Here is a 25,309-nt window from a genome sequence, read left to right as displayed (position 1 = left end):
CCTGGCGTTGTAGAAGGGGCCCTTGTTAACGCCCGCTGCGGCGGGCCCTAACGCGACGGTGGCCGGGCCCGCCGACCCGGCCACCGTCCTCGCCGCCGGCTCAGTACGTGCCGTCCAGCTGCCCACGCAGCTTGGTCAGCGCCCGGGCCAGCAGCCGGGACACGTGCATCTGGGAGACGCCGATCTGCTCGGCGATCTGCGACTGGGTCAGGTTGCCGTAGAAGCGCAGGGTGAGGATCTTCTGCTCGCGCTCGTCGAGGGTGGCCAGCGCCGGGCCGAGCGCGACCCGCAGCTCCGCCAGCTCGAACTCGCCGTCCTCGCCGCCGAGCAGGTCGCCCAGCTCGGTGGCCCGGTCGCCGTCGCCGGTCGGCGTGGACAGCGACACCGCGTTGTAGGCGCGGGCGCCCTCCAGGCCCTCCAGGACCTCTTCCTCGGTGATGTTGAGGTGGGCGGCGATGTCGGCGACGGTCGGCGAGCGGCCAAGGCTCTGGAGCAGCGAGCTGTTGGCGTCGGAGATGGCCAGCCGCAGCTCCTGGAGGCGGCGGGGGACCCGGATGTCCCACGTGCGGTCACGGAAGTGCCGCTTGAGCTCACCGATGATGGTGGGGATCGCGTATCCCGCGAAGTCGACCCCGCGCGACGGGTCGAACTTGTCGATCGCCTTGATGAGCCCGACCGCGGCGGTCTGGGCCAGGTCGTCGGTGGGCTCGCCGCGACCGCTGTAGCGGTGCGCGAGGTGGTTGGCGAGCGGCAGCCAGGCCTCGATCGCCTTGTCGCGCAGGGCGGCGCGGGACGGGTGGTCGGCCGGCAGCGCGGCCATCGCGTTGAGCAGGTCGGCGGCGCTGTCGGTGAGCGCGCGCGGGTCGAGCTTCTCGGTGGAGCTCGGTACGGCCTTCGTCGCGTGTTCGCTGATCGTTGGCGCGGTCATGGGTGGTCCTCCCTGCACCTCGTCCGCGGATAAAGACGTGACGCTTAGGTTTAGCTTCAGATGTCCGTTCGGAAGTCACCTTAGCCTGATCGTCTCCCCGAAATCTAGCCGAACGGCTGATGTACTTAAGTTACTTTCAATCACGAAACGCGATTAAGCGGACAGAACCCCATCGGATTGTGAGCCTGATCATCCGCTTCTTCGTCCGACCGGCCGCTGACCGGACATCCGGGCCGGGGCGACCGGTCGGTCCGCCGCCGCCGCCGAGTGGTCGGCCCAGCTCAGCAGAGAGGCTCCTGCTGTCGACTTTCCGTCGTTGTCCCATGTACGGGACCAGTCGTAGCGTCACCAGTGACAACAGTGGCACCGGAGGCAACGTGCTCGACCCGTCCGCTCCCCAGCTCGTGGTGAACAGCCGCACGCTCTACTTCAGCTGGCTCCCGGCGGACCCCGACGCGGTTGCCGCGATGGTGCCCGCCGGCCTGCGACCCCGCCCGGACCGGCAGGTCTTCATGAACCAGTACGTCGTCGACGACGCCAGCCAGACGTCCGGCTTCGGGGCCTACACGCTGACGTACGTCGGGGTCTCGCTCCTCGGGGTGGACGCGCCCGGCGGGGAGAGCCCCGGCGGCTGGTGGACGCACTACGTCACCTCCAGCGAGCCGGTCCGCGAGTACGCCGCCGCCCGCGGCGCCCCGGCCGTCCTCGGACGGACCACCATCGGCAGCGAGAACGGCCTCCTCGTGGCCGAGACGATGATCGGCGGCGTCCCGGTGATCCGGGCGCGTTGCCAGGTCGGCGAGGCCGGGCAGATGGTGAGCAGCGGCCACCACCGCTACTTCACCGCCCACCGAGGGCGGCTGCTCAACGCCGTCTACCCGTACGTCGCCGAGCCGGTCACCCCGTTCGTCGTGGAGTCCGTGGAGTTCCTGCACCCGGCGCACCCGATCTACGCGCTGCGCCCGGAGAACCCGCTCACCATCGGGTTCGGCTTCTACGCCCCCCGCGCGTCGTTCGCGTACCCGGGCGGGCTGACCGAGTACGTCGGCGAGCCCGAGCCGGTCGGGGTGGGCGCGGGTCACCAGGTGCCGGCCCGCCGGGCCGCCAGTGGCCTGCCGTCGGGGTCGTAGACCAGCCGGTACACCGGCAACGCCCAGGCCCGGACGTACCAGGGCAGCCGCTCCGGCCGGTGGGGCCGCAGCCGCCCCGGCGGGCGCGGGCCGACCCGGCCGCCGTCGTACCACCGTTGCAGCGCGTCGGCGGCGGCCGTGACAGCAGCGACCGCGTCGGCCGGGTCGAGCAGGTCGGCGTCCTCGCCACCGTCGGGGTCCCGGTCGAGGTGCTCGCGCAGGAGCCGCAACCGGAGGTTCCGGGCGAACAGCCGCGCCCCGTCGCCGGTGCCGGCGGGGTCCACCGGGTCGCGGTGGTCGCGGGTGTCGTCGACCACCGCGCAGGACAGTTCGCTGTCGTGCGTCCAGGAACGGCGGTTGAAGTTGTCGCTGCCGACGCTGGCCCACACGTCGTCGACGACGCAGACCTTGGCGTGGACGTACACCGGCGTCCCGGCGTGGTTCTCCAGGTCGAAGACGTGCACCCGGTCCGGCGCGGCCTTCTCGCACAGCGACAGGGCCTGCTCCCGGCCGACGGTGTTCGGCGGCAGCGCCAGCCGGCCGTCGACATCGGGGTACCGGGGGACGACGGCGATCAGGTGCAGGTCCGGCTGCTCCCGCAGCGCCCGCGCGAAGAGCTCCGCCACCTCGGTCGACCACAGGTACTGGTCCTCCAGGTAGATGAGGCGGCGGGCCCGGCGGACGGCCTTGGTGTAACCCCGGGCCACCGTGCGCTCGCCGTCCGGCGCGAACGAATAGCGCGGGCGCACCGCCGGGTAGGTGCGCAACACCTGGACGTGGTGGGGACCGCACGGCGGCGGGTCCGGGGGCTGGTCCGGTAGCGGGTCGGGGCGCAGGTCCGCGCCGCGCAGCCGGTCCCGCAGGTACGCGAGCGGGTTCTCCGAGTCCAGCGGCATCGGGTCGGTCCACCGTTCCCGGAAGGTGGTGTCGAGGGCGCCGACCGCCGGGCCACGGACGGCCAGTTGCACGTCGTGCCACGGCGGGCGGTCGCCGTACCGGGCGGACATCCGGACCGCCTGCGGGTCGCCGTGGTGGTCGGTGTCGTCGCGCCGGCTGTGGCACAGGTCGATGCCCCCGGCGAAGGCGATGTCGCGTTCGGGAGAGCGAAGGTGCCGCAGCACCACCAGCTTCTGGTGGTGCGAGCCGCCGCGGCGGACCCGCTGGTCGAGCAGCACCTCGCCGCCGGCGGCGCTGACCGTCTCGCTGAGGTTCCGGTTCTCCTCCTCGCTGTACGCCAGCGCGTCGAGGTGCGAGCGCCAGATCAGCCCCTTGACGATCACCCCGCGCTGGGCGGCCCGCGCGAAGAGTTGGGCCACGGTCGGGCCGCCCGGCCGCATGCGCTGGTCGGGGTCGCCCCGCCAGTCGGTGAAGAAGAGGTGGTCGCCGGCCTCCAGGGTCTCCACCTCGTTCACCAGCCGGTCGAAGTAGGCGGCACCGTGAATTAACGGCTCGGCGAGGTTTCCGCTGGTCCAGACGGGTAACTCTGACCTCGGGTTGGCGCGTTCGCCTGCGGAGAGGAACCACTCCTGGGGTACCACGTTTCCCACCCTCCCCAGTCGGACGACGTCGGTGGAAACCCCCGCCGAGGGTCCCCGGCCCGCCGGCACGACCGGAAGGCCGTCCCACGGCATACCCAACCGATCTTGACGCGAAAACCGAGGAGGCCACACCATGCCCGGCGAGACGACGAACTCCGTGACCGAGTACCGCGAGCAGGCGGTCGAGGGCGAGCGGGGGGCGCTGGTGGCCGTGTTGGTGATGGTGATCCTCGGCGTGGCGGGCATATTCGCCGTGTCCTGACGGGCGGACGTCGGCGGCGGGCGCCCCGCTCGGGGCGCCCGCCGCCGTGTGTGGTGCGGTGCCGGCCGGCCGTCAGGGGCGCGGACCCTGGCCGTCGGTGTGCGGCACCCGCTCGGCGGGGATCACGCCGAGCTTGCCGGCCTGGAAGTCCTCGAACGCCTGGATCAGCTCGTCCCGGCTGTTCATGACGAACGGGCCGTAGTGCGCCACCGGCTCCCGGATCGGCTGGCCGCCCATGATGTAGAGGTCCAGCTTCGGCGTGCGGCTGTCCTGGCGGGCGTCCGCGGCGAACCGGAGGGCGTCGCCCGGGCCGTGCACCGCGAGCTGCCCGGTGCGGACCGGCCGGCGGTCGGTGCCGACCGTGCCGCGCCCACCCAGCACGTACACCAGGGCGTTGAAGTCCGGCCGCCACGGCAGGTCCACCTCGGCGCCGGGCTCCACCGTCACGTGGGTGACGGTGATCGGGGTGTGGGTGGAGCCCGGCCCCCGGTGCCCGGCGATCTCGCCGGCGATCACCCGGATCAGCGCACCGCCGTCCGGCGTGGTGAGCAGCGCCGACTCGCGGCCGCGGATGTCCTGGTACTTCGGCGCGATCATCTTCGCGACCCGCGGCAGGTTGACCCACAGCTGCGTGCCGTGGAACAGGCCGCCGCTCATCACGAGGTGCTCCGGCGGTGCCTCGATGTGCAGGAGGCCGCTGCCGGCGGTCATCCACTGGGTGTCGCCGTCGGCGATCGTGCCACCGCCGCCGTGCGTGTCCTGGTGGTCGAAGACGCCGTCGATGATGTACGTGACGGTCTCGAACCCGCGGTGCGGGTGCCACGCCGTGCCCTTCGGCTCGCCCGGCGCGTAGTCGACCTCGCCCATCTGGTCGAGGTGGATGAACGGGTCGAGCTCGTTCAGCGGCACCCCGGCGAAGGCGCGGCGCACGGGGAAGCCCTCGCCCTCGTACCCGCTCGGCGCGGTGGTCAGCCGGCGGACCGGCCGGAAGGTCGTGGACTCGTCGAGCCGGGGCAGGCGGGGCAGGACGAGCACGTTGTCGACGGTGATGGCGGGCATCGCGGGCTCCTTAGCTCTCGCTGGGGTGGGCCGGGTCGCGCTCGGCGCGCAGCCGGCGCCCGAGCCGGTCGAAGATCCGGGTGAGGCAGGCGACCTCGTCGGCGTCGAGGTCGTCCATCAGATGGGTGCGGACCGACGCCAGGTGGTGCGGCGCCGCCTCCCGCAGGGTCAGCAGCCCGGCGGCGGTGAGCACCGCTTCGCTGCCCCGGCGGTCCTCGGGACAGGCCTCCCGGGCCACCAGGCCGCGCCGCTGCATCGAGGAGATCTGGTACGTCAGCCGGCTCGGCGAGAAGACCAGCCGGCTGGCCAGTTCACCCATCCGCAGTCGCTGCCCCGGCGCCTCGGCGAGCAGCACCAGCACGTGGTAGTCGGCGAAGCTCAGCCCGCTGTCGGCGCGAAGGTCGTCCTCCAGTTGGGTGAAGAGTCGCTGGCTGGCCTCGATGTACGCCCGCCAGGCGGTGCGGCGCTCCGGCTCCAGACTCTCGGTCACGGCAGTAACAGTAGCACTGTTTCAAATTTTGACAACAAACCCTGACGTGGCGACCATCAGCCCGTTCCATCCGGAGCCAGCCATCCCATACAGATTTCAAAGACCGTAGACCGGGACGCGGGAGGCCCCGGCCGCCAGCGGCCGGGGCCTCCCGCGTCCCGCTCCGGGCGTCAGCCCCGCTGGTGTTCCGGGGCCGGCATGTGCATCCGGCCCAGGAGTTGACGGGCCTGCTCCGCGTACTGCTGGTCGACGATGACCGCGTACTGGCCGGCCCGCAGCGCACTGGCCGAGGTGAAGTCCCGCCGGCCGCCGGTCATCGCGTGCGTGACCGCGCCGAACACCGCACCCCAGATCGCGCCGATCACCAGACCGGCGAGCACCACCGCGATCCAGTTGCCCGCCGTGAAGATGCCGAAAAGCAACCCGATGAACAGACCGAACCAGGCACCGGAACCGGCGCCGACCAGCGCCGCCCGCCCGGTCGTCATCCGGCCGAGAACCGTCTCGACCAGCGTGAGGTTCGTGCCGACGATCGCGGTGTGCTCCACCGGGAAGCGGTTGTCCGCCAGGTAGTCGACGACGCGCTGTGCGGACGGATAGTCCGGGTACGACCCGATGGTCACGGTCGGTGGACCGAGCCCCGGCCCGCCGCCGTCACCGCTCGGGGGCGAGGGGTGGCCGGCGGGACCGGACGGGAAGGTGTCGCCGCCCGGCATCCCGGGACGCCAGGCCGAGGTCGGACTCGACGGTGTGGTCATGAGCCTCCTCCTTCGTCAACCAAACCTGTTCCCGCGGCCACCGGACGGTTAACGCCGACCCGCCGTGGAATGCCGTCCCGTCGGGGCGGGTAGGCAGGTCCGTGCAGAGCGGGCGAATCAGCGACCATGGCTTCCTGGCGGACGGCCGCAGCGCCGTACTGGTCGACCGGGCCGGATCGGTCAACTGGTGGTGCCCGGAGCGGTTCGACGCGCCATCGGTCTTCGGCCGGCTCCTCGGCGACGACGCGGGACACTGGTCGATCCGGCCGGAGGGGGACTTCACCTCCGAGCGGTCCTACCTGAACCACACGCTCGTGCTGCGTACCGTCTTCACGACCGGGGAAGGGCAGGTTGCGGTCACCGACGCCCTCGCGCTGGAACCCGGCGCCCGCGGCCACGACATCGGCCTGCGGTCACCCCGGGTGCTCGGCCGGGTCGTGGAGGGGCTCTCCGGCGAGGTGCCGGTCCGCCTGGACTACCGGCCCCGGTTCGAGTACGGCCGGGTCACCGCGTTCCTGATGGAGGCCGACGGCGTCATCGGCGCCACCGCCGGCGCCTGTCACCTCAGCCTGCGCGGGGACGTGCCGTTGACCTGCGCCGGCGGCAACGCCACCGCGACCTTCCGGGTACGGGCCGGCGAGACGTACCGGTTCACGCTCGGGTACGCCCCGACCTACGACTCGCCACCGCCCCGGCTGCCGGACGCCGACCGGCTGGTCGCCGACGCGGTCGCCGGCTGGCGCTCCTGGGCCGACCTGCACCGGGACCACTACCGGGGGCTGTTCCGCGACGTGGTGCGGCACAGCGCGATGGTGGTGCAGGGCATGACCTACCAGCCCAGCGGCGCGATCGTCGCGGCGGCGACCACATCCCTGCCCGAGGAACTGGGCGGCGAGCGAAACTACGACTACCGGTTCGTCTGGGTCCGCGACTTCAGCCTGACCCTCCAGGCGCTCTGGCGGGCGGCCTGCCCGGACGAGGCGAACCGGCAGTTCGCCTGGGTCTCCCGGGCGATGGGCCGGATCGGCGACGAGCCGGTGCCGATCATGTACGGCGTCCAGGGCGAGCGCGACCTCACCGAACACGTCCTGGACCACCTGCCGGGGTACGCCGACAGCCGCCCGGTCTTCGTGGGCAACGACGCGTGGCGGCAGCGGCAGACCGACGTGCTCGGTGAGGTCCTCGACGCCGCCTGGTTGATGCGGCACTACCTCGACCCGATGTCGTCCGACGTCCGGCACCTGCTGCGCGCGCTGGCGGAGCGGGCGGTCACCGACTGGCGGCGACCGGACGCCGGCATGTGGGAGGCCCGGGACGCCGAACGGCACTACCTCTCCTCGAAGGTGCAGTGCTGGACCGCCCTGGATCGGGCGGTGCGCTTCGGCGCCCGGCTGGGGGATCCGGCCGACCTGGCCCGGTGGGCGGCCACCCGGGACGAGATCCGTGCGGCCGTGCTGGAACGCGGCTGGAACGACCGGCTCGGCGCGTACGCCGGTGCGTTCGACTCCGATCGGCTGGACGCCTCGGTGCTGCTCATGCCGTTGGTGGGCTTCCTGCCCGCCGACGACCCGAGGATGCGCTCCACGATGGACGTGGTGGAACGCCGGCTGTCCCGCGACGGCCTGCTGCGCCGGTGGGACGACGACCCGGCGGGCTTCGTCATCTGCTCGTTCTGGCTGGTGAGCTGCCTCGCCCTCGCGGGTGAGGTGGACCGCGCCGCCGACCTGTTCGCGTCGCTCGTCGACCGGGCCAACGACCTCGGTCTGTACGCCGAGCAGATCGACGAGGCCACCGGGGAGCACCTGGGGAACTTCCCGCAGGCGTTCTCGCACATCGGCCTCATCAACGCCGCCGGGCTGCTCACCGAGGCCGCCGAGCGGCGCGGGCGGGCCCCGGGGCGGACGCGACACCCCGTGCCGGCCGGTACGGGACGGACGGAAGGAGCACGCTCATGACCGGACGCCTTGCCGGGAAGACCGCCCTGATCACCGGCTCGGACTCGGGCATCGGACAGGCCACCGCCATCGAGTTCGGCCGGGAGGGCGCCGACGTGGTGGTCCACTACCTGCACGACCACGCCGGGGCGAACCACACCAAGGCCGAGGTGGAGCGGGCGGGCCGGCGGGCGGTCGTGGTGCAGGGTGACATCAGCGTAGAGCACCAGGTCGACGCGATGTTCGACGAGGCCCTCGCGGAGTTCGACCGGCTGGACGTCCTGATGAACAACGCCGGGGTGGACGCCTCCGGCATCCCGGTGGCGGACCTGGACACCGAGACCTGGGACCGGGCCATCCGCGTCAACCTGTACGGGATGTTCTTCTGCTGCCGCCGGTTCGTGCGGCACCGCCGCGACCGGGGCGGAGGCGGGAAGATCATCAACACCACCTCGATCCACCAGGAGGTGGCCCGGGCCGGCGGCGCGGACTACGACTCCAGCAAGGGCGGCATGCTGGAACTCGCGAAGAGCCTCGCGCTGGAGGTCGCCCCGATGCACATGAACGTCAACAACATCGGGCCGGGCATGGTGCTGACGCCGTTCAACCAGCAGGCCATCGACGACCCGGAGTACCTGGAGGAGCAGGTGCAGAGCATCCCGTGGAAGCGGGCCGCCGAGCCGGGTGAGATCGCCAAGCTGGCGGTCTTCCTGGCCAGCGACGACGCGGACTACGTGACCGGGTCGACGTACTTCATGGACGGTGGCCTGATGCAGAACCAGGGCCAGGGCGCCTGAGCGCCGGGACGCCGGGCCCTTCGCCGCGCCGGAACGCCGGGCCCGCCGCCGGTGCCGGCGACGGGCCCGGCGGGGTCTACGAACAGGCGGTGCCGTTGAGCGTGAATCCGCTCGGCGCCGGGAGCGCGCTCCCGGTGTAGGTGCCCTGGAATCCGGTGCTGGCCGTACCCCCGGTGGGCAGGCTGGCGTTCCAGGCGGCGTTGCGGACGGTGATCCGGTCGCCCGACTGGCTCCACTCGCCGTTCCAGCCGCTGGTCAGGCGTACGCTGGCGCCGGCGGTGAAGGCCACCGTCCAACCGGTCAGCGCCGGGCCCCGGTTGGTCACCCGCAACTCGGCGGTGAAGCCACCCGCCCACGAGTTCGGGGTGAACGTCACCGTGCAGCCGCCGGTCGGCGGGGGAGTGGTGGGCGGCGGCGTGGTCGGGGGCGGCGTCGTCGGTGGGACGGTGGTCGGCGGGGCGGTCGTGGACGCGCTGGTGGTCGGGGCCGGGCCGGCCGCGACCGCCAGGTCGTTCGCCCGCTGCGGCACGAACTGGCCGGCGGGGGCGATGCAGCCGTCGGCCTCCCCGGGCAACTTGACCCAGAGGAACGCGTCGATCGCGGCGTCGCCGGTGTTCGTCGTGCTGGGCGTGCCGATCGCCCGGCCGGCCGGGTCGCACCACTCGGAGCCGGCCGGCCCGTTGCCGTTGCGGCTCGTGTCGATGACCGCCTTCAGCCGGGACACGCCGGTCGCGGCGATCACCGCCTTGGCGTACGCGATCTCGTCGGCGGTGCGCCGGTAGTTCGAGACGTTGAGGGAGATGCCGTCGGCGCTGTTGGCGATGTCCGCGGCGGTCAACCGGGCGGCCGCCTCGCCGGGCGAGAGCCAGGCCGAGTGGCCGATGTCGAAGTACACCTTCGCCGCCGACGAGGCGGCCTTGAGCCGCTTGCCGGCGTACGCCATCGACGCCCTGGTCTCGGCCTGCTGTGCGGCGTTCTGGCAGTTGGTCATGAGGGGCAGCACGTCCGGCTCCAGCACGATCGTCGCCGGCCGCCCGGCGAGGCCGGCGGCCACCTGGTCGACCCACTGGCGGTAGCTGGCGTGGTCGGGTGCGCCGCCACTGCTGGCGCCGCTGCAGTCCCGGTTGGGGATGTTGTAGACGACGAGGATCGGCGTCCTGCCGGCCGCGGCGGCGGCGCCGACCAGGGCGTCCACCTCGGCGCGTACCGCCGAGGTGTTGGTCCGGGTGAACCACCGGCCCTGCGGGACGGACGCGATCCGGTCCCGGATGACGGCGGCGCGCGGGTCGCCGGGATTGGCGGCGACCCAGGCGGCGGCCGCCGTGGCGGGGTCCACGTAGAAGGTGGAGTCGGCGGCGACCGCCGCCGGGGCCCCGACCAGGCCGACGGCGACGGCGCCGGTGACGGCGAGGGCGGTCGCGGCGGTGGCCGCGAGCGTCGATCTGGCACGCATGATGTCTCCCGTATCGACGTCTGGCGCTGGAAGCGCTCCCATATCGACAAACTACGGCCTCGTTGCCGTCGTGTGAAGGGCTGTGGAGAAAGCCCGCCCCCGTTCCCGCCCCAGCGGGTCGGACCGGCCGCCGCGCCGCCGCTGGCGCGGCGGCGCAGAATGGCGGCATGCGCCTGGTCATCACCGCCGACACCCACGTGCCGAAGCGGGCCCGGGACCTGCCGGCACCGCTGTGGGCCGCCATCGATGTCGCGGACGTGGTGCTGCACGCGGGAGACTGGGTCGACGAGGCGCTCCTGGACGCCATGGCGACCCGCGCAAACCGGTTGATCGGGGTGTACGGCAACAACGACGGCCCGGCGCTGCGTGCCCGGTTGCCGGAGATCGCCGAGGTCGACCTCGACGGGCTCCGGGTGGCGGTGGTGCACGAGACGGGGCAGCGGACCCGGCGCGAGGAGCGCTGCGAGGCCCGGTTCCCGGACGTCGACCTGCTGGTCTTCGGGCACTCCCACATCCCGTGGGACACCGTCGCGCCGGGCGGCCTGCGGCTGCTCAACCCCGGCTCGCCGACCGACCGGCGCGCCCAGCCGTACGCCACCTACCTCACCGCGCGGGTCGACGCCCGGCGGCTGGCCGACGTCGAACTGCACCGCCTGCCGCGCCGCTGAGCCGGGCCGGCCGGCCACCCGCCGGCCGGCCCGCCGCGTCACCGGCCCCGGCCGGTCTCCTCCTGGAGTTCGTCGATCCGCTTCGAGGCCTCCGCCTTGGTGAGGCCCTCCGGCGGCTCCTCGCCCGCCTCGCGGGACAGCGTCGCCAGGTACGACTCCTGCGCCGCGGTCGGTGGCTCCTCGCCGGTGACCCACTCGTCCGGGTCCTTGACAGCGGCCTCCGGGTTCGCCCGGCCGTTCCCTCGGTCCGTCATGATCTCCACCCTCCTTCGAACAGATGTGCCAGTACCCAGCCTCGGCGTGTCCATGCGGGTGGATTCCGGCAGCCGTTCACTACGATCGCGCGGTGAGTACGGACGCGGGTGTGATCGTGGTCGGGGCCGGCATCGCCGGGGTGGCGTGCGCCCGCGAGCTGGCCCGCGCCGGCATCCCGGTGCAGATCCGGGAACGTGGGCGGGTCGCCGGCGGGCGGATGGCCAGCAAGCGCTTCGACGGCCGTCCGGCCGACCTGGGGGCGGCCTACTTCACGGCCAGCGACCCCGGCTTCGCCGCCCTGGTGGCGGAGTGGCAGGCCGCGGGCCTGGTCCGCGAGTGGACGGACACCTTCCTGGCGTACGGCGCGCAGGGCCGCCACGAAGTGGCCGGACCGATGCGGTGGGCGGCGCCCCGTGGACTGCGCTCGCTGGTCGAGCACCTCGCCCGGGACCTGCCCGTGGCCGTGGACCGCCTGGTGCTCGGCGTGGAACCCGGGCCGGTGGTCGACGGCCGGCCCTGCGCGGCGGTGGCGCTCGCCATGCCGGGACCGCAGGCGGCACTCCTGCTCGACCCGGCTTTGGCGGCGGCGACCCGGGCCGTCCAGGCGCAGACCTGGTCGCCGTCGCTCGCCGTCGTGCTGCGGTTCCCGGACCGCCGGTGGGCCGACTTCCGGGGTGCCTTCGTCAACGACCATCCGGTGCTGGCGCTGGTCTGCGACGACGGCGACCGGCGGGGCGACGGCGCCCCGGTCCTGGTCGCGCACACCACCCCCGCGTTCGCCGCCGGTCACCTCCTCCAGCCCACCGCCGCCGGACCGGCCGTCGAGGAGGCGGTACGGGACCTGCTCGCCCTGCCCGAGCCGGCCGAGCAGCTGCACGTGCACCGGTGGACGTACGCCAAACCGACGGCCGGTGCCGAGGGGACGTACCACCTCGACGACGACGCGATCGGCCTGGCCGGCGACGCCTTCGGCCCACCCCGGGTGCAGACCGCCTGGCGCTCCGGCCACGACCTGGGCCGCGCCCTGACCGCCCGCCTCAGCTGACCCACGCGGTCACGCCGTCGCGGGTTCGGGAGTGCGGGTCGTCGCGGTGTCCTGAGTGCGTTCGCCGGAGCGGTCGAGCAACTGCATCACCGGGGTGGCGGCGATGCCGTGCACCACCACCGACACGACCACCACCAGGCCGACCGTGGCCCAGAGCAGCTCGGCCTGCGGGAAGTCGGCCTTCGTGGTCGCGTACGCGAGATAGAAGAACGAGCCGACGCCGCGGATGCCGAACAGGGCGATCACCCAGTGCTCGGCCGTACGGCCCGGCGCCCCGCGCAGCGCCAGCCAGCCGACCAGCGGCCGGACCACGAACACCAGCGCCAGGCCGACCGCCGCCGCCGTCCACGTCAGGGGCCCGAGGAGGCCCCCGACCACGGCACCGCCGAACAGCAGCAGAAGCATGACGGTGAGCAGCCGCTCCACCTGCTCGGCGAAGTCGTGCAGCACGGAGTGGAACTCGTGCGTCCGCTCGGCGGCGCGGATCGCCCGGGCGGCGACGAAGACCGCCAGGAAGCCGTACCCGCCGACGAGCTCCACCAACCCGTACGCGAGGAACGTCGCGGCGAGCGCGAGGAAGCCCTCGGCGTGCCGCGCCAGCCGCAGCTCGCTCGGGGCGCGGAAGAACAGCTTGCCGAGCAGCCACCCGATGAGCCAGCCGCCGGCCGTCCCCGCCGCCACCTTCCACAGCAGGTCGACGGTGACCCAGTCGGCCAGCCAGCGCGCCGGGGCGAGACCGGTGGTGGCGATCGCGATCGCCGCGTACACGAAGGGGAAGGCCAGGCCGTCGTTCAGCCCCGCCTCCGAGGTGAGGGCGAACCGGACCTCGTCCTCGGAGTCCTCGACGTCGGTGGGTTCACCGACCTGCACGTCGGCGGCGAGCACCGGGTCGGTGGGCGCCAGAGCCGCGCCCAGCAGCAACGCGGCGGCCGGCACGAGCCCGGCCCACCACCACCCGAGCAGCGCCACGGCCGCGATGCACAGCGGCATGGCGATCGCCAGCAGCCGCCAGGTCGACGACCAGCGCCGCCAGCTCAACGGCCGGTCGATCTTCAGTCCGGCGCCCATCAGGGCGACGATCACGCCGATCTCGGTGAGGTGGGTGGCGATGTCGGGGTGCGCCAGGGGATCGGGCTCCGGCAGGCCGGTCGGCAGTAGGAAGATCAGCATGCCGAGGCCCAGGAAGGCGATCGGCATGGACAGGGGACGGCGCTCCAGCACGCGCGGCAGGATCCCCGCCAGCAGCGCCCCCAGTCCCACCAGCGCGTACGCGACGTCGACGGGTTCCACGACACCACCTCTCCGCCTCGCCCGCGGCGTACGGGCAGGTGGTGTCAGACAGTGCCCACGATGCCGTACCGGTATTCCTGTCGACTCGGCCCACTCGGCCCGTGCGGTCAGCGCGGTACGGCCAGCGGCGAGTCGGCGAGCCCGTCGAGGAGTGCGGCCGGATCGTCGTACACGGCGACCGCGCCCGCCCCGGCCAGCTCGCCCCGGCTGGTGCCGCCGCACGTCAGGCCGACGCAGGGGACGCCGAGCCGGCCGGCCGCGGCGACGTCCCAGACCGAGTCGCCGACGAACACCGCCCGGGTGGCGTCGAGGCCGGCCTGGTCCAGCGCGGCCACCAGGATGTCCGGGGCGGGTTTGCTCTCCTGGGCGTCCGCCGACGAGGTGACGGTGTCGATGACATCGTCCGCGGCCAGGGCCCGGCGCAGCGCCCCCACCTCGTGCTCGGCGGCCGACGTCGCCAGCACGACCCGTAGCCCCCGGTCGGCGCACGCCCGCAGCAGGTCGGCGGCGCGGGGGAGCGGCTCCAGGCGCTCCCAGTACTCGCCGTACAGGGTGTCGTGGGCCTCCCGCAGGCGGCTGTCCACGTCGTGGTCCCGCTCCGCCCCGAGCAGGTGGTCGAGGAGCTTGTCCGAGCCCATGCCGATCGCGCGGTGGATGGTGGCCATCGGCACCGGCCGGCCGGTCTGGCGCAGCGCCTCCCACCAGCTCACCGTGTGCAGGTACGTCGTGTCGACCAGGGTGCCGTCCACGTCGAAGAGGACACCCGAGGCGTTGTCGTGCGGCATGCCCGACCTCCTACCCGCCGCGGGCCCGCTCGACGCCCACCGGCCCGTCGTCGCGGAGGGGAATCGCCCGCCCGGCACCGCCCACCGCAGCTCGTGGCGCGCGGCACCCGTCACCGGCCGGGCAACGGCCCGCTCGTCACCGGTCGGGGACGAGGATCTCGAACCACACCGTCGAGCCCCGGACGGTCGGGTCCGTGCCCCACGCGTCGCTCAGCTCCTCGATCAGGCCGAGACCCCGGCCCCGGCTGCTCAACGTGTCGGTCTGCGCCCTGGTGACGGTGCCCCGGGTGCCCGAGTCGGCGACCGACACGAGCAGCCGCTCCGGGCTCAGGTCGATCTCCACCCGGGCGGCGGTCCCGGCGTGCAGCAGAGCGTTGGTGGTCAGCTCGCTGGTGCAGAGCACCGCCGCGCCGATGACGGACTCCGGCACCTGCCACTCGGTGAGCTGCGCGGTCATCCAGTGGCGGACCCGGCTCGGCGCCGTCGGCTCGGCCGGCACCTCCATGCTGGTCGACCGGCTCGGTCGCAGGGCGTGCTCCACGGCCAGCACGGCCACGTCGTCGTCGGTGGTGCCCGCCACGGCGGCGGTCGCCACCGCGCAGAGCGCGCGCGGGTCGCTGCTGCCGGCCCCCGCGACCGCGCTGGCCAGCGCGTCCAGGCCGGTGCCCAGCCCCTGCCGGCGTCGCTCCACCACGCCGTCGCTGAACAGCAGGAGCGTGTCGCCGGGCGAGAACCGGACGGTGGTGGTCGCCGGTCGGCAGCCCAGGCCCAGCGGGGCGCCGGTGGGCACGTCGGCGTACTCGGCGTACGGCTCACCGTCGGCGGCGCACCGGCGGATCAACGGTGCGGGGTGGCCGGCGCTGGCGAGCGTGAGCCGCTGCCGGTCGGCGTCGATCACCCCGAGCGCCACGGTGACGAACAGCTCGTGGGTGCCGCCCTCGGCGCCCAGGCTGGTCACCAGCCGGTCGAGGCCGGCGAGCACAGCGTCCGGCCGGGGGTCGGCCAGGGCCAGCGCGCGCAGCGCCGCCCGGACCTGCCCCATCCGGGCGGCCGCCTGCACGTCGTGCCCGGCCACGTCGCCGAGGACGACGGCCAGCCCGCCGGTGGGCAGGAGGAAGGCGTCGTAGAAGTCCCCCCCGGCCGCGTTGCCGTCGACACCGGGGTCGTAGCGGGCGGCGATGCGCAGCCGGGGCAGGTCCGGCAGGTGCGCCGGAAGCATGCTGCGTTGCAGGAGTTGGGCCGTACCGTGCTGGGTCTCGAACCGGCGGGCCCGCCCGGCCGCCTGCCCGACCAGCTCGGCGGAGGCGTGCAGCAGTGCCCGCTCGGCGGCCGACCAGGCGTGCGCGGCCTGGTACCCCACGGTCAGGCCGCCGCGGACGACGGCACCCGGCAGCGGCACGGCGGCCAGGGCCTGGATCTTCTGGTCGTGGCGGTCCACCGCGGTCTCCCGCAGCGGCTCGCCGTCGTCGACGAAGCGGGCCTTCCCGACGCGGGCCGCGACCACCAGCGGCGCCGCCGAATCCGGCGGGAAGCGCCGCCACAGCGGCGGGAGCCGCTCGTCGGCCTCGTCGATCAGCTCGCCCCGCAGCCGGCGGACCATCCGCCAGCCGCCGCCGCTCTCGTCCACCCCGAAGGACACCCGGTCGGCGTCGAAGGAGGCGAGCGCGTGACGCAGCGCGACCCGTGCCACGTCGTCCAGGGTGAGCGTGCCGGCGAGCGCGGCGGCGAGGTCGCTCAGGCTCTGGAGCTGCCGGGTGACCTGGGTGGTCTCCGCCGCGACGACGAGGACGCCGGCGATCCGGCCGTCGCTGTCGCGGACGGCCGAGTAGCCCCGCGTGAAGACGGCGTGCTCCACCGCACCCGAGTGGCGGCGGCGCAGGGGCAGGGTGACCTCCTTGCCCAGCGACGGCTCACCGGTGCGGTACGTCCGCTCGACGGCCTCCCCGACGCCCGGCAGCTGCCACACCTCCCCGAACACCTCGGCAGCCGGGCGGCCGATCGCCTCCGGGTGCTTGTCGCCGATGAGCTCGGCGTAGCCGTCGTTGTAGAGCAGCAGGAAGTCGTCGTCGAGGGCGAGAGCCATCGGGACCGGCGAGGAGAGCACCAGCTCGGCGGCGGCGCGGAGGGCCGGGTCCCAGCCGGGCCGGGGGCCGAGGGACGTGCCGGCCCAGTCGTGGGCGTACACGTCGGCCGCCGCGCCCGAGGACGCGGGTCCGGCCGAGACCGGCGCTGGTGGCGTGGGCACCCGTCCGACCGTTCCTGGCATGCCCGAAGCCTAGCGGCAGGGTCCACCGGCCGGCTCCGATCATGCCGCCGGCTCCACCGGCTACGTCCGTTTCGCCAGGTCAGGACAGCTCTATGGCGTCATGTCGGGAAAATGCGGGGCACCCGGACGGCGTGCCGCCGGACCGACCGGGTATGCGCGCGGCGTAGTCCATGCGACAGGAGGGACATCATGCCGGAAACCCTCGCGGCCAGGCAGGTCGATATCGGCAATGCCGTGGCCGACATGTGGAGATCGGTGCTGTTGTTCATACCGAGGGCCATCGCGTTCATCGCGATCCTCGTGGTCGGATGGCTCATCGCCCGAGCCGTCCTCAAGATCGTGGACAAGGTGCTGGAACGGGTGAACTTCGACCGGGCGGTGGAGCGCGGCGGCATCAAGAAGGCGTTGGAACGCACGAAGTACGACGCCAGCGACATCCTCGCGAAGCTCGCGTACTACGCCGTGCTGCTGTTCACGCTGCAGTTCGCGTTCGGCGTGTGGGGACCGAACGCGATCAGTGACCTGATCAGCGGCGTGGTCGCCTGGCTGCCGCGCGCGTTCGTGGCGATCGTGATCGTGGTCGTGGCCGCCGCCATCGCGAACGCGGTGCGTGACCTGGTCACCGGCTTCCTGGGCGGTCTGTCGTACGGCCGGGTCCTGGCCGACCTGGCAGCCGTCTTCATCCTGGCGCTCGGTGTGATCGCGGCGCTGAACCAGGTCGGCATCGCCACCACGGTGACCACGCCGGTGCTGGTCGCGGTGCTCGCCACGGTGGCCGGCATCCTGGTCGTCGGGGTCGGCGGTGGTCTGGTCAAGCCGATGCAGAGCCGCTGGGACGGCTGGCTGAACCGGATGGCCGAGGAGTCGCGTGCCATCCAGCAGCACCGGCAGGCGCAGGGCGCGGGCCGCAGCGACGTCGAGCGGCAGATGGCCGACCGGGCCGGTGCCGAGCGGACGCAGGTGATGTCCCGGGAGTCGTCGGCGAGCATGGCCGGCGGGCAGGGCACCTACCAGTCGCCCAGCGCGACCGACGAGACCCGGCAGTTCCGCCGCTGAGCGGGCGGGGACGGAGCGACGGAGGGTGTCCGCGACGGCGGGCGCCCTCCGTCGTGCGGTGCCCGGGCCCGGTGCGCGCGGGCCGGCCCCTGGTGGGCAGGCCCCGGGTCAGAGCGGCGGGAGCGACGCGGGCTTCGGGGCGTCCAGGGCGCCGGCCAGCGCGGAGACCGCGAGCAGGCGCGTGAGCAGCCAGTCCGGCGCCGACCAGTCGACCGGACCGGCCGGCGGCTGCCAGTCGTGCTCCGCCGCGGCGGCGCGTACGCCGTCGGCGTAGCCGGCCAGGGCGGCGGCGGTCAGCGGTCGGCGGTCCCCGGCGAGGCTCTCCCGGATCGCCGCGGCGTGCTGGTCGACCAGCGCGAGCAGGCCGGGCCGGACGGCGGCCGCGGCGAGCCCGGCGGCGCCCACGGTCGCGGACAGGGCGGCCAGCGTCGACCGGGCGGAGCCGACGGCGGTACGGGGGGTGACCTGGTTGAACGGCACGCGCATGGGGAACGAGGCTAACCGGCCGAACCGGTGGTCGACCTCGTCCACTCGGTGGTTTCTGTTCCTCCACCGGTCGGCCGACCCGCGCCCGACGGAGTGAGCGGGCGCGAGCGGAGCGGAAGAGGACCGCCCCGGAAGCGGCATGCCGAGAACGCGGAGGCACGGATGGCAGCAGGCACGGACGGACCAGACGAGCGGCACCGGCGGCCCGCCGGGGTGAGCGACGGCACGGTCGCCGCGCTCGGCAAGCTCAGCGAGGCGCTGGAGTGCGTCGAGCGGGTACGCGGGCACCTCTACTCGCTGCACCAGCTCGTCGGGCACGCCGACCTGATGCTGGACGACGCGGTGGAGATGTTCCGGACCGCCGGGCACGACGACATCGCCGACCGCATCGACACCGAGCTGCTGGGCCGCAACGTCATCGCCGGCCGGTGGACCTTCCAGATCGTCGAGGACTTCGACGACGGCTACTACGCGCTCTTCCGTGACCTCGACCGGCGGGCCCGCGAGGAACTGGTCGGTGGGCGCCGGCACCTCTACGAGGCGGAGATGAAGGAGCGGCGCCGCACCCGGGATCGACCGGGTCACGAGGCCCGCCCGGGGGCGGGTGGCTGACGGTCGCGAGGGTCAGTCGCGGGAGCGGGCCTCGGCGGGGCGACGGCGGGCCGCGTCGTCGGCGATGATCACGGTAGCCACCATCAGCGCCACGCAGAGGCTGAACAGCCAGGAGCTGTCCGACACCAGCTTGGCGGAGACCGGAGCCTGGACGGCGGCGAGCAGGAAGCCGAGCCAGGCCAGGCGACGCTGACGGGTCGAGAGGATGCCGTTGCCCTGTTGCATCCCGAAAGTCTTGCGCGCGGCACGGGGGTTGCCGTCAGCCGAACGGCCGATTCTGGCTGTGCTGTCCGCATTCGCGGACGCACGTACCGTGATTCTTGTCCTGTCGGGGGAGGTCAGCGGCCCGGCGGCCGGAGCCGGAAGGCGGTACCGCCGGACCGTCGAGATCGGTCACATCCCCCACGGCGGATTCGGCCCGTCACAGGGTGTCGGGGCCGGTCCGGCCGGTGGTCGACGGCCGGTACGCGCGGTCCGGGTCGGTCGGCTCGCGGCCCGCGCCGGCCGCCTGGCCACCGCGGTCGACCGCCTCCGGCCCGTGCCCGAAGGCGGCCTCCTCGCCGGCGTCGTTGCCGGTCACGTCGTCGGCCTGGCCGTCCAGCGTCGAGCGGGCGACGGCCCGGTCCAGCTCCTGGATGGGAGTCCGGTCCTCGTCGCGCCACACCTTCTTCTCGTCCGTCATACCTGGTGCGGTACCCGACCCGACCCCCGCGAAACCCGACCGGCGCGGCCGACGGCCGCCGGCGGTGCCGGCGGCCGTCGAAGGTCCGGGTCGGGGGTCAGGGCTGCGGGCGGTCGACCTTGCCCCGCCAGGCGCCGGTCTCCTGACCGCGCCGCTCGATGTACTGCTTGAACCGCTCCAGGTCACCCTTGGCGCGCCGGTCGACCACGCCGAGCTTGTCACCGGCCTGCTCGAGGACGCCGTGCGGCTCGAACTCCAGCTGGAGGGTGACCCGGCTGGAGCTCTCGTCCAGCCGGTGGAAGGTAACCACGCCCGCGTGCTTGGTGCCGCCGGTCGAGCGCCAGGCCACCCGCTCGTCGGGCAGCTGCTCGGTGATCTCCGCGTCGAACTCGCGCTTCACCCCGGCGATCTCGACGGTCCAGTGGGTCATCGTGTCGGTGAGCTGGCGGACCTCCTGCACACCCTCCATGAAGTGCGGAAAATCCTCGAACTGAGTCCACTGGTCGTACGCGGTCCGCACCGGGACCGACACGTCCACGTGTTCCATGACGCCACTCATCAGGTGTCCTCCTCTCCGCCGGTGCTTTGTTCCGGATCGTGGGGAGATCCGGTCACCAGCGGGTCGTCTCGTTCTTGTTGCCGAGCGCCGCCCACACCTCGGACACCGTCTGGTAGTGGATGCCCTCCGGCAGCCCCTCCAGGGCGGTGATGATGTCGTCCGGCGCGTCGTTGTCCCGCGCGTTGGCGATCAGCGTCGCTCGGTCACCGGGCAGTGCCGACATGGTGATGAACCGCCCCAGCCGGCTCCGATCCTCGACGTCCCGGGAACTCATCCCCTTGGGCGCCCCGCTCCGGAGCTCGCCGGCCGGTGCCGTCGTCGTCTCCGGCTGGTCCTCACCCGCCGGTTCCGGCACCCGCTGCTCGTCGACCCGCGAGCCCCCGGTCCCCGGCCCCTGCACGAGGCCGGCGACCTCCTGGCTCATCTGCTCGTCGAGCCTCGGTCCGTGCTTGCTGTTGACGCGTTCCATGCCTCCTGCGCTACCCGGTGGGGTGCCCGGTAAACCCGGCAGAGCGTCACGTACCGGCCTCCGCCTTGGGCGGCAGCAGCGGCTCCTCGGGGCGCCGGGCGCCGGCCTGCAACGCCCGGCCACGCTGGAGTTCCGCGTTGATCTGCACGCCGAGCATCAGCGCCGAGTTGGACAGGTAGAGCCACACCAGGAAGGCGATGACCGCCCCGAGGCTGCCGTACGTGGCGTCGTACGAACCGAAGTTGGCCACGTACAGGCCGAAGCCGGCGGAGGCGACGACCCAGGAGAGCAGGGCGACCACGCCGCCCGGGGTGAGCCAGCGGAAGCGGGGCTGCCGGACGTTCGGCGCGATCCAGAACAGCAGGCTCAGCAGCACCATCATGATCAGCGCCAGCACGGGCCACTTGACGACGCTCCACACCGTGCGGGCCAGTCCACCGGCGCCGATCAGGTCACCCACGGCGTCGGTCACCGGGCCGCTGACGATCAGCCCGACCGCGACCACGGCCAGGAGCACCAGCGAGACGGCGGCGAGCCCGATCTGCATCGGCCGCAGCTTCCACACCGGCCGCCCCTCCTCGACCCCGTACACGGCGTTCGAGGCCCGGGTGAACGCGCCGATGAAGCCCGAGGCCGACCAGAGGGCGCCGAGCAGACCGAAACTCAGCAGCACACTCGCGCCGCTCTGCTCCTCGACCACGCCCCGGACCACGCCCACGAAGCCCTCGTTGGCGACGACCGACCCGGCGCCCACGTCGCGGGCCAGGTCGAGGACCGTGTCCACGGTCCGTTCGCCCTCGGAGACGAGCCCGACCAGTGCGACCACCACGATCGTGGAGGGGAAGAGCGCGAGCACGCCGTAGTAGGTCAGGGCCGCCGCCCAGTCGGCGCAGTTGTCCCGGACGAAGTTGCGGGCGCTGCGTACCAGCACGCCCCGCCAGGTCCGCCAGCTCACCTGCCGGACCCGCCCGGGCAGCCGCGACCGCGGCGACTCGCGGACCGCCGTGCCGGGCTCCGTCGTCGTCATGGCCCGCTCCCTGTGCCACCGGCCCCGGACGTCGGGATGCGCCCGGTGTCGCCTGGCCCCGCCGGTACCCCGGGCCGGAAATCGACAAACCCGACGCGCCGGTTTGCCGCCCGGCCCCGAGGGAACGGTCAACCAGAGACCATCGACGCGGAGGAGGACGAGATGCCCGGGCGCGAGGACATGCCCAGCACGCTGCGGCGCTCCCCGGAGAAGGCGCAGCGCACGTGGGCGAAGACGCACGACTCGGCGGTGGAGACGTACGGCGAGGGGGAGCGGTCGCACCGGACCGCCTTCGCCGCGGTCAAGCACCAGTTCGAGAAGGTCGGCGACCACTGGGAACCGAAGGGTCGCAAGGGCCCCAGCGACCGGCAGGCGGCCGGCGGCGGCCCGCAGCGGCGCGCCGAGACGGCCGCCGGTGTGGACGCGAACGCCACCAAGGACCACCTCATGAAGGTCGCCCGCAAGCTGGACGTCCCCGGCCGGTCCACCATGACCAAGCCGGAACTGGTCAAGGCCATCCAGAAGGCCAACAACCGGGCGACGACCAAGACCAGGGAGAAGGCCAAGGCCCGCTCCCGATAGGGGTACGCGAGACCACGGGGCCGCCCCGGCCGGGCGGCCCCGGTCCCGTGCTCACCAGTGGCCGCCGCCGGGAGCCTCGATGTGCACCGCCTTCGTGGCGGTGAACTCGTCGAGCAGCTCCGGGCCGTACCCGAAGCCCTGGCCGCTGCCGCGGCGCGGATGCGCGGCACCGCCCGGCGCGCCGCCGAAGACCGCGTTGACCTTGACGGTGCCGACCGGCAGTTCGCGCCAGGCCCGCTGGGCGTGGCTCATCGAGCCGGTCAGCACCGTCGCGGCGAGCCCGTACGGCGAGTCGGCCGCGCAGCGCAGCCCCTCGGAGAACGAGTCGACCACGACGACCGGGGCGACCGGCCCGAAGGTCTCCTCGCGGACGAGGGTCATGTCGTGCCGGCACTCGGTGACCACGGTCGCCGGGTAGAACGCGCCGGTACCGTCGGGCAGGGTGCCGCCGGCGCGGAGCCGGGCGCCCTCCGCCACCGCCGCCGTGACCTGCCCGTGCACGTGGTCGCGGTGCCGACGGTCGACCAGCGGGCCCAGCTCGGTCGCCGGGTCGGTGCCGGGACCCACCCGCAGTGCCTGCGCCCGCTCGACCAGGGCGTCGACGAAGTCCTCGGCCACGTCCCGGTGGACGTAGATGCGCTCCACCGCCACGCAGATCTGGCCGGCGTTGGCGAACGCGCCGAGCGCCGCCTGCCCGGCGGCCCAGACCGGATCCACGTCGCCGTCGACGACGAGGGGGTCGCTGCCGCCGTTCTCCAGCAGCACCTTCGCCCCGGTGCGGGCCGCCGCCGCGGCGATGGCCCGGCCGGTGGCCGTGGACCCGACGTGGGCGACCAGGTCAACCGGCTGGGCGGCCAGCGCGGCGCCCACCTCGGGCCCACCGGTCAGCAGCGACAGCACCCCGGCCGGCAGCGCCTCGTCGAGGGCCCTGGCCAGCAGCCAGCCGGTGGCCGGGGTGCGCTCGCTGGGCTTGTAGAGGACCACGTTGCCGGTGACCAGAGCGGCGCCGAGCAGACCGCAGGAGACCGCCACGGGATCGTTCCAGGGGGTGATCGCGGCCACCACGCCCCGCGGTTGGGGAATCATGAAGTCCATCGCGTGGTGACCGCCGTGCAGCGTCCGCCCGCCGCGCACCGGGGCGAGTTCGGCGTACTGTCGCAACGTGCCGATGCCCGCGTCCACCCCGCCGCGCGCGTCGGCGACGGGCTTACCCATCTCGGCCGTGGTCGCCCGGGCCAGCTCGTCGGCCACGGCCGCCACCGCGTCCGCCGCCCGGTGCAGGGCGGCGGCCCGATCGGCCATAGCGGTCGCCGCCCAGTCGGCCGCGACATCACGCGCCGCCTCCACCGCCTTGCCGACCTCGTCCGCCGTCGCGACCGGCACCGAGCTGACCCGGGACCCGTCGGCCGGGTCGTGGACGACCAGTTCGCCCCCCTCGCCGCCCGCGCCCCACACTCCACCAATGAGCTGTGCAACCGTGTACATGCGGCAGTGGATGCCCCGGCCCGCACGAGGCAAACGCGTTTCGCCCGGTTCGGCGCAGGGTAGGCGGGTCGGATGAGTTCGACGGGCGCGGGAAGCGCGGACGCCGTCGTCGTCGGGGCCGGCCACAACGGCCTGGTCGCCGCCAACCTGCTCGCCGACGCCGGCTGGGACGTGCTGGTGCTGGAGGCGACGCAGGCGCCCGGCGGGGCGGTCCGCTCGGCCTGCGTCACCGCCCCCGGCTACCTGAGCGACCTCTACAGCTCCTTCTACCCCCTCGGGTACGCGTCCCCCGTCCTGCGGGACCTGCGCCTGGAGCGGTACGGGCTGCGCTGGCGGCACGCGCCGGACGTCCTGGCGCACCTGCTGCCGGACGGGCGGGCGGCGCTGCTCAACCGGGACCCGGAGACCACGGCCGCCTCGTTGGAGGAGTTCGCGGCCGGCGACGGCAAGAGGTGGCTCACCGCGTACGACGACTGGCGCCAGGTCGCCGGCCCGATGCTGGCGGCCGTCACCGGGCCCTTCCCGCCGGTCCGCAGCGGCGTCGCGCTGCTCCGGCGGCTGAAGGTCTCCGGGGCGCTGCGGCTGGCCCGGCGGCTGGTGGTGCCGGTCCGCAAGCTCGGCGACGAACTCTTCGACGGCCCCGGTGGGCCGGCCCTGCTGGCCGGGTGCGCCCTGCACACGGACCTGTCCCCGGAGGACGCCGGCTCCGGCGTGTACGGGTGGCTGCTGGCGATGCTCGGCCAGCAGGTCGGCTGGCCGGTGCCGGACGGCGGCGCCCAGAAGATCACCGACGCGCTGGTGGCCCGGCTCGCCGAGCGGGGCGGCCGGATCCTCTACGGCGCCCGGGTGGACCGGGTGTTGACCGCCCGGGGCCGGGCGATGGGCGTCCGCACCGTGGGGGGCGCCCTGTGGCGGGCCCGCCGGGCGGTGCTCGCCGACGTGCCGGCACCCGCGCTCTACCTGGACCTGGTCGGGGCCGCGGCGCTCCCGCCCCGGCTCGTCGAGGACCTCGCACACTTCAAGTGGGACGGCTCCACACTGAAGGTCGACTGGGCGCTCTCCGCCCCGGTGCCCTGGACCAACCGGGCGGTGGCCACCGCCGGCACCGTCCATCTCGGGGCGGACCTCGACGGGCTCACCACGTACGCCGCCGCGCTGGCCCGCGGCGAGGTCCCCCGGGACCCGTTCCTGCTGGTCGGCCAGATGACCGTCGCCGACCCGAGCCACTCACCGCCGGGCACCGAGTCGCTGTGGTCGTACACGCACCTGCCGTTCCGCCGGCAGTGGCGGGCCGAGGAGGTCGCCGCGCACGTGGAGCGGATGGAGGAGGTGCTGGAGGAGGCCGCCCCGGGTTTCCGGAGCCTCGTCGTGGGCCGGCACGTCGCCGGCCCGGCCGACCTGGAGGCGGGCGACCCCAGCCTCGTCGGCGGGGCGCTCGGCGGCGGGACGGCGGCCGCGTACCAGCAGTTGTTCCTCCGCCCGATCCCCGGCCTGGGGCGCGCGGACACGCCGGTGGACCGGCTCTTCCTGGCCAGCGCGTCGGCGCATCCCGGCGGCGGCGTGCACGGCGGCCCCGGTGCGAACGCCGCGCGGGCCGCCCTCGCCCGCGACCGGGCGCTCACCGGTGCCGCCTACGCCGCCGCGATCGGCGCCGCCCAGCGGACCATCTACCGCTGAACGCCCGCCGCGCGGC

General features: G+C 73.8%; 27 protein-coding genes. 10 read left to right on the top strand and 17 right to left on the bottom strand.

Features of this window, described 5'->3' with window-relative positions:
- Positions 1–100 precede the first annotated feature (100 nt).
- Positions 101–928 (bottom strand): SigB/SigF/SigG family RNA polymerase sigma factor, encoded by an 828-nt coding sequence (locus tag GKC29_RS23460; RefSeq protein ID WP_155332880.1) that lies wholly within the window; start codon positions 926–928, stop codon positions 101–103.
- 377 nt (positions 929–1,305) lie between these two features.
- Here GKC29_RS23460 and GKC29_RS23455 point away from each other — a divergent pair, with 377 nt between their 5' ends.
- Positions 1,306–2,058, top strand: a complete 753-nt coding sequence (locus GKC29_RS23455; RefSeq protein ID WP_155332879.1) for a hypothetical protein — start codon at positions 1,306–1,308, stop codon at positions 2,056–2,058.
- Here the strand turns inward: GKC29_RS23455 and GKC29_RS23450 are convergent.
- Positions 2,007–3,596: a phospholipase D-like domain-containing protein gene (locus tag GKC29_RS23450; protein WP_155332878.1), complete on the bottom strand. Its 1,590-nt coding sequence runs from the start codon at positions 3,594–3,596 to the stop codon at positions 2,007–2,009. The genes GKC29_RS23455 and GKC29_RS23450 overlap by 52 nt on opposite strands.
- A 133-nt stretch (positions 3,597–3,729) precedes the next feature.
- On the opposite strand from GKC29_RS23450, the gene GKC29_RS30305 reads away from it, so the two are divergent.
- Positions 3,730–3,858: a hypothetical protein gene (locus GKC29_RS30305; RefSeq protein ID WP_255456070.1), complete on the top strand. Its 129-nt coding sequence runs from the start codon at positions 3,730–3,732 to the stop codon at positions 3,856–3,858.
- Between the two features lie 72 nt (positions 3,859–3,930).
- On the opposite strand, the gene GKC29_RS23445 is transcribed toward GKC29_RS30305, so the two are convergent.
- The 3 genes from GKC29_RS23445 to GKC29_RS23435 form a co-directional block, all read right to left on the bottom strand.
- Entirely contained in the window at positions 3,931–4,917 is a 987-nt protein-coding gene (locus GKC29_RS23445) for a pirin family protein (RefSeq protein ID WP_155332877.1), read from the bottom strand.
- A 10-nt stretch (positions 4,918–4,927) separates the two neighbouring features.
- The gene (locus tag GKC29_RS23440; RefSeq protein WP_155332876.1) at positions 4,928–5,407 is read right to left on the bottom strand and encodes a MarR family winged helix-turn-helix transcriptional regulator; all 480 of its coding nucleotides are present in this window, start codon (positions 5,405–5,407) and stop codon (positions 4,928–4,930) included.
- Positions 5,408–5,577: 170 nt separating this feature from the next.
- Positions 5,578–6,165, bottom strand: coding sequence for a general stress protein (locus GKC29_RS23435; RefSeq protein WP_155332875.1), 588 nt, complete (start codon positions 6,163–6,165; stop codon positions 5,578–5,580).
- A 101-nt stretch (positions 6,166–6,266) separates the two neighbouring features.
- Between GKC29_RS23435 and GKC29_RS23430 the strand changes: the two genes are divergently transcribed.
- Both GKC29_RS23430 and GKC29_RS23425 read left to right on the top strand, forming a co-directional pair.
- Positions 6,267–8,120 (top strand): glycoside hydrolase family 15 protein, encoded by a 1,854-nt coding sequence (locus tag GKC29_RS23430; RefSeq protein ID WP_155332874.1) that lies wholly within the window; start codon positions 6,267–6,269, stop codon positions 8,118–8,120.
- Entirely contained in the window at positions 8,117–8,896 is a 780-nt protein-coding gene (locus GKC29_RS23425; RefSeq protein WP_155332873.1) for a glucose 1-dehydrogenase, read from the top strand. The genes GKC29_RS23430 and GKC29_RS23425 overlap by 4 nt, the downstream gene beginning before the upstream one ends.
- A 76-nt stretch (positions 8,897–8,972) precedes the next feature.
- Here GKC29_RS23425 and GKC29_RS23420 read toward each other — a convergent pair whose 3' ends face one another.
- A complete protein-coding gene (locus GKC29_RS23420; protein WP_155332872.1) occupies positions 8,973–10,349 on the bottom strand; it encodes a glycoside hydrolase family 6 protein in 1,377 nt (458 codons plus the stop codon).
- A gap of 167 nt (positions 10,350–10,516) precedes the next feature.
- Between GKC29_RS23420 and GKC29_RS23415 the strand changes: the two genes are divergently transcribed.
- Positions 10,517–11,017 carry a metallophosphoesterase gene (locus GKC29_RS23415; RefSeq protein WP_155332871.1) on the top strand — a complete coding sequence of 167 codons (501 nt, stop codon included), beginning with the start codon at positions 10,517–10,519 and terminating at the stop codon, positions 11,015–11,017.
- A 38-nt stretch (positions 11,018–11,055) separates the two neighbouring features.
- On the opposite strand, the gene GKC29_RS23410 is transcribed toward GKC29_RS23415, so the two are convergent.
- On the bottom strand, positions 11,056–11,271 hold the full coding sequence (locus tag GKC29_RS23410; RefSeq protein ID WP_155332870.1) for a DUF3072 domain-containing protein: 216 nt from the start codon (positions 11,269–11,271) through the stop codon (positions 11,056–11,058).
- Between the two features lie 110 nt (positions 11,272–11,381).
- Here GKC29_RS23410 and GKC29_RS23405 point away from each other — a divergent pair, with 110 nt between their 5' ends.
- On the top strand, positions 11,382–12,317 hold the full coding sequence (locus GKC29_RS23405) for an NAD(P)/FAD-dependent oxidoreductase (protein ID WP_155334302.1): 936 nt from the start codon (positions 11,382–11,384) through the stop codon (positions 12,315–12,317).
- Positions 12,318–12,326: 9 nt separating this feature from the next.
- Here GKC29_RS23405 and GKC29_RS23400 read toward each other — a convergent pair whose 3' ends face one another.
- The 3 genes from GKC29_RS23400 to GKC29_RS23390 form a co-directional block, all read right to left on the bottom strand.
- Positions 12,327–13,607 carry a sodium:proton antiporter gene (locus tag GKC29_RS23400; RefSeq protein WP_155332869.1) on the bottom strand — a complete coding sequence of 427 codons (1,281 nt, stop codon included), beginning with the start codon at positions 13,605–13,607 and terminating at the stop codon, positions 12,327–12,329.
- A 107-nt stretch (positions 13,608–13,714) separates the two neighbouring features.
- On the bottom strand, positions 13,715–14,392 hold the full coding sequence (locus tag GKC29_RS23395) for an HAD family hydrolase (RefSeq protein ID WP_155332868.1): 678 nt from the start codon (positions 14,390–14,392) through the stop codon (positions 13,715–13,717).
- A 136-nt stretch (positions 14,393–14,528) separates the two neighbouring features.
- Positions 14,529–16,658, bottom strand: coding sequence for a SpoIIE family protein phosphatase (locus GKC29_RS23390; protein WP_155332867.1), 2,130 nt, complete (start codon positions 16,656–16,658; stop codon positions 14,529–14,531).
- A 189-nt stretch (positions 16,659–16,847) separates the two neighbouring features.
- On the opposite strand from GKC29_RS23390, the gene GKC29_RS23385 reads away from it, so the two are divergent.
- Positions 16,848–17,714 carry a hypothetical protein gene (locus GKC29_RS23385; protein ID WP_155332866.1) on the top strand — a complete coding sequence of 289 codons (867 nt, stop codon included), beginning with the start codon at positions 16,848–16,850 and terminating at the stop codon, positions 17,712–17,714.
- Between the two features lie 108 nt (positions 17,715–17,822).
- Here the strand turns inward: GKC29_RS23385 and GKC29_RS23380 are convergent, their stop codons facing one another.
- Positions 17,823–18,200, bottom strand: coding sequence for a DUF6401 family natural product biosynthesis protein (locus GKC29_RS23380; protein WP_155332865.1), 378 nt, complete (start codon positions 18,198–18,200; stop codon positions 17,823–17,825).
- A 162-nt stretch (positions 18,201–18,362) separates the two neighbouring features.
- Between GKC29_RS23380 and GKC29_RS23375 the strand changes: the two genes are divergently transcribed.
- On the top strand, positions 18,363–18,812 hold the full coding sequence (locus tag GKC29_RS23375) for a hypothetical protein (protein WP_155332864.1): 450 nt from the start codon (positions 18,363–18,365) through the stop codon (positions 18,810–18,812).
- A 12-nt stretch (positions 18,813–18,824) separates the two neighbouring features.
- Here the strand turns inward: GKC29_RS23375 and GKC29_RS23370 are convergent, their stop codons facing one another.
- From GKC29_RS23370 to GKC29_RS23350, 5 genes are all read right to left on the bottom strand, one after another.
- Entirely contained in the window at positions 18,825–19,037 is a 213-nt protein-coding gene (locus tag GKC29_RS23370; protein WP_130323853.1) for a hypothetical protein, read from the bottom strand.
- Between the two features lie 196 nt (positions 19,038–19,233).
- Positions 19,234–19,494: a hypothetical protein gene (locus GKC29_RS23365; RefSeq protein WP_155332863.1), complete on the bottom strand. Its 261-nt coding sequence runs from the start codon at positions 19,492–19,494 to the stop codon at positions 19,234–19,236.
- Positions 19,495–19,591: 97 nt separating this feature from the next.
- The gene (locus GKC29_RS23360) at positions 19,592–20,053 is read right to left on the bottom strand and encodes an SRPBCC family protein (protein WP_155332862.1); all 462 of its coding nucleotides are present in this window, start codon (positions 20,051–20,053) and stop codon (positions 19,592–19,594) included.
- Positions 20,054–20,105: 52 nt separating this feature from the next.
- The gene (locus tag GKC29_RS23355) at positions 20,106–20,522 is read right to left on the bottom strand and encodes a DUF2795 domain-containing protein (protein WP_155332861.1); all 417 of its coding nucleotides are present in this window, start codon (positions 20,520–20,522) and stop codon (positions 20,106–20,108) included.
- 46 nt (positions 20,523–20,568) lie between these two features.
- Positions 20,569–21,549: a YihY/virulence factor BrkB family protein gene (locus GKC29_RS23350; protein ID WP_155332860.1), complete on the bottom strand. Its 981-nt coding sequence runs from the start codon at positions 21,547–21,549 to the stop codon at positions 20,569–20,571.
- A gap of 162 nt (positions 21,550–21,711) precedes the next feature.
- Here GKC29_RS23350 and GKC29_RS23345 point away from each other — a divergent pair, with 162 nt between their 5' ends.
- Positions 21,712–22,131: a ChaB family protein gene (locus tag GKC29_RS23345; RefSeq protein WP_155332859.1), complete on the top strand. Its 420-nt coding sequence runs from the start codon at positions 21,712–21,714 to the stop codon at positions 22,129–22,131.
- A 51-nt stretch (positions 22,132–22,182) separates the two neighbouring features.
- On the opposite strand, the gene GKC29_RS23340 is transcribed toward GKC29_RS23345, so the two are convergent.
- Positions 22,183–23,616: an aldehyde dehydrogenase gene (locus GKC29_RS23340; protein WP_155332858.1), complete on the bottom strand. Its 1,434-nt coding sequence runs from the start codon at positions 23,614–23,616 to the stop codon at positions 22,183–22,185.
- A 72-nt stretch (positions 23,617–23,688) separates the two neighbouring features.
- Here GKC29_RS23340 and GKC29_RS23335 point away from each other — a divergent pair, with 72 nt between their 5' ends.
- On the top strand, positions 23,689–25,293 hold the full coding sequence (locus GKC29_RS23335) for an NAD(P)/FAD-dependent oxidoreductase (RefSeq protein WP_155332857.1): 1,605 nt from the start codon (positions 23,689–23,691) through the stop codon (positions 25,291–25,293).
- Positions 25,294–25,309: the final 16 nt, after the last annotated feature.

The sequence above is a fragment of the Micromonospora sp. WMMC415 genome, from assembly GCF_009707425.1.
Classification (GTDB): domain Bacteria; phylum Actinomycetota; class Actinomycetes; order Mycobacteriales; family Micromonosporaceae; genus Micromonospora.
This window is presented reverse-complemented; position numbering and strand designations above follow the sequence as displayed.